The sequence below is a fragment of the Streptomyces sp. E11-3 genome (assembly GCF_046540415.1).
In the GTDB taxonomy this organism is placed as follows: Bacteria; Actinomycetota; Actinomycetes; order Streptomycetales; family Streptomycetaceae; genus Streptomyces.
Genome location: NZ_JAZGRL010000001.1, coordinates 769,690 through 781,087 on the forward strand (window position 1 = coordinate 769,690; position 11,398 = coordinate 781,087).

General features: G+C 72.0%; 10 protein-coding genes. 5 read left to right on the plus strand and 5 right to left on the minus strand.

Annotated features, from left to right (window positions below; genetic code table 11):
• Positions 1–66: 66 nt before the first annotated feature.
• From argC to argB, 3 genes are read left to right on the plus strand one after another with little or no spacing between them, the layout of a single operon-like run.
• Positions 67–1,095, plus strand: coding sequence for an N-acetyl-gamma-glutamyl-phosphate reductase (argC, locus tag U9R90_RS03415; protein WP_411054863.1), 1,029 nt, complete (start codon positions 67–69; stop codon positions 1,093–1,095).
• Positions 1,092–2,243, plus strand: coding sequence for a bifunctional glutamate N-acetyltransferase/amino-acid acetyltransferase ArgJ (gene argJ, locus U9R90_RS03420; RefSeq protein WP_411054864.1), 1,152 nt, complete (start codon positions 1,092–1,094; stop codon positions 2,241–2,243). The genes argC and argJ overlap by 4 nt, the downstream gene beginning before the upstream one ends.
• Entirely contained in the window at positions 2,240–3,160 is a 921-nt protein-coding gene (gene argB / locus U9R90_RS03425) for an acetylglutamate kinase (protein ID WP_411054865.1), read from the plus strand. The genes argJ and argB overlap by 4 nt, the downstream gene beginning before the upstream one ends.
• A 246-nt stretch (positions 3,161–3,406) precedes the next feature.
• Here argB and U9R90_RS03430 read toward each other — a convergent pair whose 3' ends face one another.
• From U9R90_RS03430 to U9R90_RS03450, 5 genes are all read right to left on the minus strand, one after another.
• Entirely contained in the window at positions 3,407–3,931 is a 525-nt protein-coding gene (locus U9R90_RS03430) for a GNAT family N-acetyltransferase (RefSeq protein ID WP_411054866.1), read from the minus strand.
• A 125-nt stretch (positions 3,932–4,056) separates the two neighbouring features.
• Positions 4,057–4,305: a hypothetical protein gene (locus tag U9R90_RS03435; RefSeq protein ID WP_411054867.1), complete on the minus strand. Its 249-nt coding sequence runs from the start codon at positions 4,303–4,305 to the stop codon at positions 4,057–4,059.
• A gap of 23 nt (positions 4,306–4,328) precedes the next feature.
• On the minus strand, positions 4,329–5,267 hold the full coding sequence (locus U9R90_RS03440) for an ABC transporter ATP-binding protein (protein ID WP_411054868.1): 939 nt from the start codon (positions 5,265–5,267) through the stop codon (positions 4,329–4,331).
• A 16-nt stretch (positions 5,268–5,283) separates the two neighbouring features.
• A complete protein-coding gene (locus U9R90_RS03445; RefSeq protein WP_411057623.1) occupies positions 5,284–6,354 on the minus strand; it encodes a FecCD family ABC transporter permease in 1,071 nt (356 codons plus the stop codon).
• 65 nt (positions 6,355–6,419) lie between these two features.
• Positions 6,420–7,490: a FecCD family ABC transporter permease gene (locus U9R90_RS03450; protein WP_411057624.1), complete on the minus strand. Its 1,071-nt coding sequence runs from the start codon at positions 7,488–7,490 to the stop codon at positions 6,420–6,422.
• A 165-nt stretch (positions 7,491–7,655) separates the two neighbouring features.
• On the opposite strand from U9R90_RS03450, the gene U9R90_RS03455 reads away from it, so the two are divergent.
• On the plus strand, positions 7,656–9,353 hold the full coding sequence (locus U9R90_RS03455) for an ABC transporter ATP-binding protein (protein WP_411054869.1): 1,698 nt from the start codon (positions 7,656–7,658) through the stop codon (positions 9,351–9,353).
• A 17-nt stretch (positions 9,354–9,370) separates the two neighbouring features.
• The gene (locus tag U9R90_RS03460; protein WP_411054870.1) at positions 9,371–11,287 is read left to right on the plus strand and encodes an ABC transporter ATP-binding protein; all 1,917 of its coding nucleotides are present in this window, start codon (positions 9,371–9,373) and stop codon (positions 11,285–11,287) included.
• Positions 11,288–11,398: the final 111 nt, after the last annotated feature.

Below are 11,398 nucleotides of genomic sequence, written 5' to 3' on the forward strand. Positions count from 1 at the left end.
GACAACCAGATTCCTCACCACTTAGGTTAGCCTAAGCTAACTGACCAGCAGGGAGAGGCGCAGAACATGACGGTACGAGTCGCGGTGGCCGGAGCGAGCGGCTACGCCGGAGGGGAGATCCTGCGCCTGCTGCGATCGCATCCCGACGTGGAGATCGGGGCGCTCACCGCGCACAGCAGCGCGGGGCGGCCCCTCTCAGAAGTGCAGCCCCACCTGGCCGCGCTCGCGGACCGGGTGCTCAGGGAGACCTCGGCCGCGTCGCTCGGCGGGCATGACGCGGTGTTCCTGGCCCTGCCGCACGGCCAGTCCGCGACGCTCGCGGAGCAGTTGGGCGGCGAGACGCTGATCGTGGACTGCGGCGCGGACTTCCGGCTGCGCGATCCGGCCGACTGGAAGCGGTTCTACGGGTCGCCTCATGCCGGAACCTGGCCGTACGGACTGCCCGAACTTCCCGGAGCACGCGAGGAGTTGAAGGGCACCGACCGGGTGGCCGTGCCCGGCTGCTATCCGACCGCGGTCACCCTGGCGCTGTATCCGGCCTTCGCCGCGCGCCTGGTGGAGCCGGAGGCCGTGATCGTCGCGGCGAGCGGAGCGTCGGGAGCGGGCCGTACGGCCAGCACGCGGCTGCTCGGCTCCGAGGTGATGGGTTCGATGAGCCCGTACGGAGTCGGCGGCGGCCACCGGCACACGCCGGAGCTGACGCAGAACCTGTCGCGGGTCGCGGGCGAGCCGGTGGCCGTGTCGTTCACGCCGACACTGGCGCCGATGGCCCGCGGCATCCTCGCCACCTGCTCCGCCCGTCTGCACCAGGGAGTCGACGCCCGCGGCGTACGGGCGGCGTACGAAGCCGCCTACGCCGACGAGCCGTTCGTCCGGCTGCTGCCTGCCGGACAGTGGCCGTCGACCGCCGCCGTACTGGGCTCCAACAGCACGCAGGTGCAGGTGGCCGTGGACGAGCAGACCGACCGGCTGATCGCTGTCAGCGCGCTCGACAACCTGACGAAGGGCACCGCGGGCGGCGCGGTGCAGAGCATGAACATCGCCCTCGGCCTGCCGGAAGGCCGTGGCCTGCCCACGAATGGAGTGGCTCCGTGACCGTGACCGCTGCCCAGGGATTCCTCGCGAGCGGTGTGGCCGCCGGGATCAAGGAATCCGGTGACCCCGACCTGGCCTTGGTGGTGAACCGCGGCCCGTCGCGTGCGGCTGCCGGCGTGTTCACCTCCAACCGGGTCCAGGCCGCACCGGTCCGCTGGTCCCGACGCGCCCTGACCGACGGCCGGATCTCCGGGGTCGTCCTCAACTCCGGCGGCGCCAACGCGTGTACGGGCCCCCAAGGCGCCGAGGACACCCGGGCGATGGCCGAGCACACCGCGCGAGCCGTGGGAGTGGACCTGGAGGAGATCGCGGTCTGTTCCACCGGTCTCATCGGTGTCCCGCTGCCCATGGACAGGGTCACCGCGGGAGTCGACGCCGCGGCCGGGCGGCTGTCGCCCGACGGCGGCCTGGACGCGGCCGTCGCGATCAAGACGACGGACTCCGTGCACAAGACGGCGGTGTGTTCCGGACGCGGCTGGACCGTGGGCGGGATGGCGAAGGGCGCGGGCATGCTGGCCCCAGGTCTCGCCACGATGCTGGTCGTCGTGACCACCGACGCGGCCGTCGACAGCCCCGGCCTCGACAAGGCGCTGCGGGAAGCGGTGCGTACCACCTTCGACCAGGTGGATTCGGACGGCTGTATGTCCACCAACGACACCGTGCTGCTGCTCGCGTCGGGAGCCTCCGGGGTCGCACCCGACCCGGATGACTTCACGGAAGCCGTACACACAGTCTGCCTGGACCTCGCACGGCAGTTGGTCGCGGACGCGGAGGGCGCGTCGAAGGAGATCGGGGTGGAGGTGGTCGGCGCGGCGTCCGAGGAGGACGCGGTGGCGGTGGCCCGGTCCGTGGCCCGGAGCAACCTGGTCAAGTGCGCGCTGCACGGGGAAGACCCGAACTGGGGCCGAGTGTTGTCGGAGATCGGTACGACAGCGGCCGTGTTCGACCCCGACCGCCTGGATGTGGCCATCAACGGCGTCTGGGTGTGCCGGGACAGCGCGGCGGGCGAGTCCCGCGACCAGGTCGACCTGTCGGGGCGTCGGATCACGGTCACGGTCGATCTGCGCTCCGGCGGCGCGTCCGCGATGATCTGGACCAACGACCTCACCGCCGAGTACGTCCACGAGAACAGCGCGTACAGCTCGTGAGCGGGGTCGCGGCACAGGAGACGGCACGGGTCGCGCCCCACGCGCTGGAGGAGTTCCGGGGCCGTACGGTCGTGATCAAGTTCGGCGGCAACGCCATGGTGGACGAGGACCTGAAGCGGGCCTTCGCCCGGGATGTGGTGGGACTGTGGCACGCGGGAGTGCGCCCGGTCGTCGTACACGGCGGCGGGCCGCAGATCAGCGCGCTGCTCGCGCGGCTCGACCTGGAGGTCCGCTTCGAGGCGGGGCTGCGGGTCACCACTCCCGAAGTCATGGACGTGGTCCGGATGGTGCTGACCGGTCAGGTCCAGCGGGAGCTGGTGGGACTCGTCAACAGCCACGGGCCGTTCGCGGTGGGCATGTCGGGTGAGGACGCGCACACCATGACGGCCGTACGGCGGACCGCCTGGGTGGACAGCGAGCCGGTGGACATCGGGCTGGTCGGCGACATCGTCGAGGTGAACCCGGACACCGTGGCGGCCCTCCTCGACCAGGGCCGTATCCCGGTCGTCTCCCCCGTGGCGCGCGGCGCGGACGGGCAGGTCTACAACGTCAACGCCGATCTCGCGGCCGCGGCCATGGCGGTGGCCGTCGGCGCGGACAGACTGGTGGTGCTCACCGATGTGGCGGGGCTGTACGCGAACTGGCCGCACAGCACCGAGGTGATCGACCGCCTGACCGCCACCGAGTTGGAGAAGCTGCTGCCGGAGCTGGCGGGCGGGATGCTCCCCAAGATGGAGGGCTGCCTGCGGGCCGCCCGCGCGGGCGTCCCCATGGCGCAGGTACTGGACGGCCGCGTGCCGCACGCGCTGCTGCGGGGCGTGTTCACCGGCGACGAGCACTCCGGTACCACCGTGGTTCCGGACGCCCCGGACACTCCGCATGCTCCGGACGCTCCGGACGAGGAGGTCGACGTATGACCGCCCAGGCCGAGGCAGCGGACGGTCATGGTGGACACCTACGGCACTCCCCCGCTGGCTCTGGTCAGGGGTGAGGGCAGCACGGTGTGGGACGAGTCCGGGCGCGCGTACCTCGCCTTCACCGGCGGAGCCGGTGCAGGCCGGGGTGCTTCCGGGCATCCTCGGCGCCTGAACAAGCTGGCCGCACCGCCGACCACAGGGGCTGGTCCGCGAGTCTTCGACGCGCGGTCCAGCCCCTGTCGGCTGTCACAGCACGCGCCCGAGTACCCGCGAATTGCGGCGCGGGTCGAGGGAGTTCGCCCAGGAGGCAGGAGCGAGACCGGCATCGGCGGGCGCGAAACCGTAGCGGAGGAAGAGCGCGCCACCGCCGGTCGTGGCGGTGAAGAGGGCGCGCAGTGACTGGGCGGCCGCCTGGGCCAGTGCCGCGCGCAGGAGTTGAGCGCCCACACCACGGCCCCGGCTGCGCGGCGCGACGCAGAAGTTGTACAGGACGCCCGTGGGCCCGTGGCCGCGGGCCGGTTCGGCTGGGTGCACCCGCAGGCCCAGGCAGCCGTCCAGGGCGCCGCCCTGTGCGTCCACGACCAGGAAGTCGGTGGCGTCCGAGGCGTAGCGGGCGTAGGACCGTTCACGCAGCGCTCCCGTGCGCGCGAACGGCCTGGACAGGGCTGCAAGTTGAGCGGCGTCCGTGCGATGCGCGGACCGTACGGGGATTGAGCTGGGCGCGATGGCGCGGAACGATGCTGCGGCGAGGCGTGGGGCGGCCGTGGTCAAGGGTTTCCCTTCCTTCGGTCCCACCGTGCACAGGGCGCGGCTCGGCCACCGTGGCACCCGGGGACACCAGATCAACTCAGGTTAGCCTTACCTAAGTCACCTGCCAAACCGGTGCGCCCCACCCGTCACAGGCGGTCCGAACGCCCCTGTCCGCACGAGCGCCCCGGATACGCGTCGGTCTCCGGCACCCCTGCCTCGCGCATTCTGCGGACGACCTCACTCAGGGCCGGTTCGTCAATGCCCTCAGGGCAGTTGATCTCCTTGTCGAAGACCATGGTCTCCTCGGCGGTGGTCCACAGCACCCACCGATACCGGCCCGCTGGGGCCTGCCACAGGTGTGCGTAGCCCTCGATGCCGTCGGCGCGTGTAGTCATAGTGCGGTCCCTTCGGGTTCCTTCTACGGGGTGGCCGCCGCGGCCATGCCACTCGCCGCGGCGGGGCGCCTGCGGGCTGCGGGGCGCTTGCGGGCGGCGGGTACGACCAGCGGCGTACCGGTCTCCGGGTCGTCGATGATCCGGCACGGCAGGCCGAACACGTCCTCGACCAACTCGGCGGTCATCACCGTCGCCGGGTCGCCTTCGGCGGCGATGCTCCCTCCGGCCCGCATCACCACCAGGTGAGTGGCGTAGCGGCAGGCCTGGTTGAGGTCGTGCAGCACCGCGACGATCGTGTGCGCCCGCTGTTCGTGGAGGTCGGCGCACAGGTCGAGCACCTCGATCTGGTGCGCGATGTCCAGGAAGGTGGTCGGTTCGTCGAGCAGCAGGATGGCGGTCTGCTGCGCCAACACCATGGACAGCCATACGCGTTGCCGCTGGCCGCCGGAGAGGTCTTCGACGGGCCGGTCGGCGAGGTCGAGTACGCCGGTCTGCCGCATCGACTCGGCGACGGCGGCCTCGTCCTCGACGGACCACTGCCGCAGGAGCCGCTGGTGCGGATACCGGCCGCGGGCCACTAGGTCGCCCACCGTGATCCCGGTCGGCGCGGTGGAGCTCTGCGGGAGCAGGCCCAGCCTGCGGGCGATCTCGCGCGGCCGGTACGAGGAGATGGGGGCGCCGTCCAGGTGTACCTCGCCCGCTCTGGGCCTGATCATCCGGGCGAGCGCCTTGAGCAGGGTGGATTTGCCGCACGCGTTCGGGCCGAGAATCACGGTGAACGAGCCGTCGGGGATGGTGACCGAGAGGTCGGTGGCCACGGTCCGCTGGTCATAGGACAGCGTCAGGCCCTCGGCCCACAGCCGGGTTGTCGGGCGGGTTGTCGGGCGGGGTGTCGGGCCGGTCGTCGGGCGGGCGGTCGAGCCGGTCGTCGGGCCGGTCGTCAGGCGGGTGGGCTCGGTCATGTGCGGCCCCCTTCGGTCATGTGCGGCTCTTTCGCGACTCGGTGACCAGCAGCCAGATGAGGTAGAGGCCGCCGATGGTGCCGGTCGCGGTGCCCACCGGGAGGATGGCGGGTGCGAAGATCCGCTGCACCGCGAGATCGCTCGCGGCCAGCAGTACGGCGCCCATGAGCGCGGCCGAGGCAAGCCCCGGCCCCGACGACCGTGTCAGCCGGCGGGCGAGCTGCGGGGCGGCCAGCGCCACGAACCAGATCGGACCCGTCGCCGCCGTGGCGAACGCGGCCAGCGCGACGCTGACGACGAGCAGGATCAACCGGCTGCGCTCTACGTCCACGCCGAGCGCCTTGGCGGTGTCGCCGCCCATCTCCAGCATCGACAGCCTGCGGGCGTAGCGGAAGGCGAGCGGAAGCAGGAGCGCGACGGCGATGCCCACGCCGGTCGCCTGGGTCCAGCCACGGTTGTTGAGGCTGCCGATCAGCCAGGTCTGCGCTTCCAGGGCCTCCTGGAGGCTGGCCCTGGTAATCAGATACGAGTTGACGGCGAGCAGCAGGGCGCTCACGCCGATACCGACGACGACCAGCCGGAATCCCTGCAGGCCACCGGTGAACACCAGCAAGTACACGGCGACCGCGGTGGCCAGCCCGACGACCAGCGCGCCGAGCGCGATCTGGGTCATGCTGCCGTGCAGCACGATGATGACCAGCAGCGCGCCGGTCGCCGCGCCGTTGGTGAAGCCGATGATGTCCGGGCTGCCCAGCGAGTTGCCCGAAAGGCTCTGCAGAATCCCTCCGCTGACCGCCAGGGCCGCTCCGACGAAGAGCGCGGTCAGCAGCCGTGGCAGGCGCACGGTGTTGACGATGAAGTCCGCGCCGCCCGACCCGTTGCCGATCAGGGCCTGGAAGACCTCGCCGATGGACAGCTCGAAGTCCCCTGTGGTCAGGGTGATCCCGACGACGACGAGGAACGTGGCGAGGAGGGCCGCCGACACGGCGACCGCGCGGCCCTGGACGCGCAGCGAGATCCAACCGCCTCGCGTCCGTACGACGAGACCGCGGACCACGCGGACGGTGCCCTTCGGCGCAGCGTCCAAAACGGTCTCCGGGGCGGCGTTCGAGGCGGTCTCCGCGGCGGCGTCAGAGGCGAGCTTCGGGGCGCTCACAGCATGACCAGCTTTCGGCGACGGCACAGCGCGATGAACAGCGGCGCGCCGAGGAAGGCGGTGACGATGCCGACCTGGACCTCGCCGGGGCGGCCGATCACCCGCCCCAGAACGTCCGCGCCGAGCAGCAGGATCGGGGCGAGGAGTGTCGAGTACGCGAGTACCCACCGCTGGTCGGGGCCGACGACGAACCGGGCCACGTGCGGCACCGCGAGGCCGACGAACCCGATCGGTCCGGCCGCGGCGGTGGCCGCGCCGCACAGCAGCATCACGGCGACCGCGCCCAGCACCCGGGTCTGGCCGACGCGGACGCCGAGTGCCTTGCCCACCTGGTCGCCGAGCGCCAGCGCGTTGAGCGGCCGGGCCAGCGCCAGCGTGATCACCAGGCCTACGGCGACGAACGGCAGGATCACGTACACGACCTCGATGTTCCGGCCACCGAGTGTGCCCACCGTCCAGAACCGGAAGGCGTCGAACGCCTCGGGATCGATCAGCAGCACCGCCGAGTTGAAGGCGTAGAGCACGGCGGTCATCGCGGCTCCCGCGATGACCAGCCGTTCGGGCGTGGCCGGGGTACGCCCGGCCGAGCTGAGCAGGTAGACGGCCACCGACGCGAGCGCCGCGCCGACGAAGGCGAACCACACATAGCCCAGCGGTGATCCCACGCCGAGGAAGCCGATGGCCACCACCACGCCGGTGGACGCGCCCAGGTTCACCCCGAGCAGGCCGGGGTCGGCGAGCGGATTGCGCGTCAGGGCCTGCATCAGCGCGCCCGACACCCCCAGGGCCACGCCCACGAGGAGGCCGAGCAGGGTGCGCGGGATGCGGTAGTCGTGGACGACGACGGCGGCCTTGGACCCGTCGTGGTGCCACAGCACGCTCCACGTCGAGGTGAACGGAATGCCGCGGGTGCCGACCCACACGCTGACCAGCGCGATGACGACCAGTGCGGCGACGGCGACGAGCAGTCCCAGACCGCGTAGCGCCGTCGCGGAACCCCGGCGCGGCGACCGCGTCGGGGCCCCGCCCGCCTCGCTCCCGGGTGCCGCCTTCGCGTCGACCGACAACAAGGAACGCCCCCCACATGACGGCACAACGCGGCACCACACCAACGGATTTAGTTAGGCAAGGCTAACCGAATACGTCACGCAGGGTCAACGCACCAGACGCCCTGTTAGTTAGAGTAGCCTTACCTAACTCTCCTATCTCGATGGTCTCCGCGGAGGTACCGAATGCTCGATGGCGGACCAACGGGGGGCGACGTTCTCCGACGGGCGATCGGCGGCCAACGTCGCCACGTGGTCGAGGCATCGCTCCTGGGCATGGCGCACCAAGGGTGCGAGGCGATGGTTCCCGTCGTCATCGGGGTGGTCATCGACGAGGCGGTGGCGACCGGTTCGTCCAGTGCGCTGCTGCGCTGGACACTCGTACTCGCCGCCCTCTTCTTCGTCCTGTCCACCTGCTACCGCACGGCGGCCAGGATCAGCGAACGGGCCGGTGAGCAGGCCGCGCACCGGCTGCGGCTCGACCTCGGCGCCCGTGTGCTCGACCCGCGGGGCGGCGCGGACGCGGGCCGACTCCCCGGCGTACTCACCACCATCGCCACCGGCGACGCCAAACGGGTGGGCGCGGTTCCTGCCGTCCTGCCGTTCGGGATAGCGGCGATCGCCGGGCTCGCCATCAGCGCGGTGGTGCTGCTGCGGATCTCGGTACCGCTCGGTCTTCTGGTCCTGCTCGGCATCCCACCGCTGCTGTGGCTCGGGCACCGGATCAGCAGGCCGCTCGAACGACGCAGCGGCGTCGAACAGGAGCGCGCCGCGCACGCGTCGGGCGTCGCCGCCGACCTGGTCGCCGGGCTGCGCGTGCTCAAGGGGATCGGCGCGGAACCTGCCGCGGTCGCCCGGTACCGGCACACCAGCCAGGACTCCCTCGCGGCAGCGCTGCGGGCCGCCAGCAGCCGGGCCTGGCACGACGGCGCGATCCTCGCCCTGACCGGGATCTTCATCGTGGGCATCGGGCTGGTCGGCGCGCATCTGGCGATGCGCGGCGCGATCAGCGTCGGTGACCTGGTGGCGGCCGTCGGACTCGCCCAGTTCCTGCTCGGCCCGTTCCAGCTTCTCACCTTCGTCAACGGCGAGTTCGCCCAGGGCCGCGCGTCGGCCGGGCGGATCGCCGAGGTGCTGGCCTCGCCGCCCGCTGTGACGGCGGGCTCGGCCACGCTGCCCGAGCCGCTCGCGGGAGGGCTCCGGCTCCGCGACGTCACGGAGGGCGCGCTGCGCGGGGTCGACCTCGATATCGCACCCGGAAGTCTGGTCGGCTTCGTCGCCAAGGACCCGGCCGTGGCCACCGACCTCCTGCTCTGCCTGGGCCGCGAACGCGACCCCGCGGCAGGGGCGGTCGAACTCGACGGCACACCGCTGGCCGACCTCGACCCCACCGACGTACGCGGCGCGATCCTGGTCGCCCACCACGACGCGGACCTCTTCGAGAGCAGCCTCATCGACAACGTACTCGCCGGAGCAGACAGTACGACGGCGGACGCCGGGCCCGCGCTCACCGCGTCGGCGGCGGACGACGTGGCCCGCAACCTGCCGGACGGGGTCGACACCCCGCTCACCGAGCGCGGGCGTTCGCTGTCCGGCGGGCAGCGGCAGCGCGTCGCGCTCGCCCGGGCGCTCGCGGCCGACCAGCCGGTGCTGGTGGTGCACGACCCGACCACGGCCGTGGACACGGTCACCGAGTCCCGTATCGCCGCCCGCCTCAAGGAACTTCGCCGCGGTCGTACCACGCTGCTGGTCACCACCAGCCCCGCGCTGCTCGCCGTGACCGACCGGGTGGTGGTGCTCGACGGCGGGGCCGTGTCCGCGGACGGCCGCCATCTGGACCTCGTCGCCACCGACGAGGCGTACCGCTCGGCGGTACTGACATGAACGACGAAGGACGGACGATGAGCGCAGCCAGCACGCCCGATCGCACGCCCGACGGCACTTCGGACGGTCCTCCCGATCGCACGCCCGACGGCACTGCGGACGGACCGCCCGACCGCGCGCTCCTGCCGATCGCCACCGGTGCCCAGACCCTCGCCGTCGTCCGCACCTTGCTCCGCGGGCACCGGCTCCTCGCGGTATCCGCGGTGACCGTGCTGGTCATCGGTACGGGCATCGGCCTGCTGACCGCGCCGCTGCTCGGCCGCATCGTCGACCTGGTCGTCGAGCAGCGCGGGCCCGACGCGCTGACGGTGCCGATGGTTCTCCTCCTCGCCGTGGCGGTGGCCCGCGGCATCGCGACCGCGATCGGCAGCTCGCTCGTCGCCCGGCTCGGCGAGACCGTCCTCGCGAGCGTGCGCGAGCGGTTCATCGAGCGGGCGCTGCGGCTGCCGCTCGAACGCGTCGAGCGGGCCGGCTCGGGCGATCTGACCTCCCGGGTGACCGGCGATGTGACCGTGGTGACGAAGGCGGTACGGCAGGCACTGCCGGAGTTCAGCCGCTCGCTGCTCACCATCGCGCTGACGCTGGTGGGTCTCGCCGTACTGGACTGGCGCTTCCTGCTCGCGGTCCTGCTGGCCGTGCCGATCCACGTCCTCACCGTGCGGTGGTATCTGCCGCGCGCCGTCCCCGTGTACGCCAACCACCGGGTGGCGACCGGGGCGCTGCAGCACCAGCTCCTCGACAGTGTCGGCGGCGTACGGACCGTACGTGCGTTCCGGCTGAACGACCGTCACGCGGCGCTCCTTGAGCGGCGTTCCCAGGACTCCGTGGACCTGGCGCTGCGCGGTATCCGGCTGGTGACGGGGTTCTTCTCGCGGCTCAACCTGGCCGAGTTCGTCGGCCTGGCATCGGTGTTGGTCACCGGATTCGTGCTGGTCGACCGTGACGCCGTGAGCATCGGCACGGCGACGGCTGCGGCGCTCTACTTCCACAGCCTGTTCAATCCGATCAACGCGGCACTCTTCCTCATCGACGAGGCTCAGTCCGCCGGGGCGAGCCTGGCACGCCTGATCGGTGTGTCGAACCTGCCGCCCGAGTCCGAGCCCGCGCGGCCCGCCGCTCCGGTAGACGGCTCCGTCAAGGTGACGTCACTCAGTCACGCGTACGTGCCGGGCCACCCCGTGTTGAGCGAGGTCGACCTGGAGGTGCAGAGCGGGGAACGGGTCGCGTTGGTCGGCGCGAGCGGGGCCGGGAAGACCACCCTGGCGAAGCTGATCGCCGGAATCCACCAGCCGTCCTCGGGGGTGATCGCCCTCGGCGGTGTGCACGCCGGCGAGCTCGGCCCCGCCGGGATCCGTCGGACCGTGGCGCTGATCAACCAGGAGGTCCATGTGTTCGCCGGTCCGCTCGCCGACGACCTGCGCCTGGCCCGTCCTTCGGCCACGGACGACGAACTGCGCGCGGCACTGGCCAAGGTCGACGCGCTCTCCTGGGCCGAGGCGCTGCCCTCGGGGATCGACACGGTCGTCGGTGAGGGCGGGCACCGGCTCACGGTGGCCCAGGCGCAGCACTTGGCGCTGGCCCGCCTGGTCCTCGCCGACCCTCCGGTCGCGATCCTGGACGAGGCGACCGCCGACGCGGGCAGTGCGGGGGCGCGGGTGCTGGAGGCCGCGGCGGCGCGGGCTCTTGAGGGGCGTACGGGGTTGTTGGTGGCGCACCGGCTGCCGCAGGCCGCGGCGGCGGATCGGGTTGTCGTCCTCGACGAGGGGCGGGTTGTGGAGACGGGCTCGCATGCGGAGCTCGTGGCTGCGGGTGGGCACTATGCGGCGCTGTGGGCGGCGTGGTCGGCCAGCCGCGCCCCCCAGGCGCCGCTCGACGACGCCGGGTCCGGTGGGGTGGGCGTCAGAGATCTGTCCCCCACCCCGCCCCTTCCCTAAAGGCCTCGCCGGCCAGGCTCAAAGATCGGCCTCAAACGCCGGCCGGGCGGAAAATCTTAAGCCCGGCCGGCGGTTGAGGCCACACCCGAAGGGCGTCCGGGGCTCAGGCCT

What these genes read in the sequence shown, in the direction of transcription:
- argC (WP_411054863.1), top strand. Translation starts at nt 67, where the DNA reads ATGACGGTACGAGTCGCGGTGGCCGGAGCGAGCGGCTACGCCGGAGGG.
- U9R90_RS03435 (WP_411054867.1), bottom strand. Translation starts at nt 4,305, where the DNA reads ATGACTACACGCGCCGACGGCATCGAGGGCTACGCACACCTGTGGCAG.
- U9R90_RS03440 (WP_411054868.1), bottom strand. Translation starts at nt 5,267, where the DNA reads ATGACCGAGCCCACCCGCCTGACGACCGGCCCGACGACCGGCTCGACC.
- U9R90_RS03455 (WP_411054869.1), top strand. Translation starts at nt 7,656, where the DNA reads ATGCTCGATGGCGGACCAACGGGGGGCGACGTTCTCCGACGGGCGATC.
- U9R90_RS03460 (WP_411054870.1), top strand. Translation starts at nt 9,371, where the DNA reads ATGAGCGCAGCCAGCACGCCCGATCGCACGCCCGACGGCACTTCGGAC.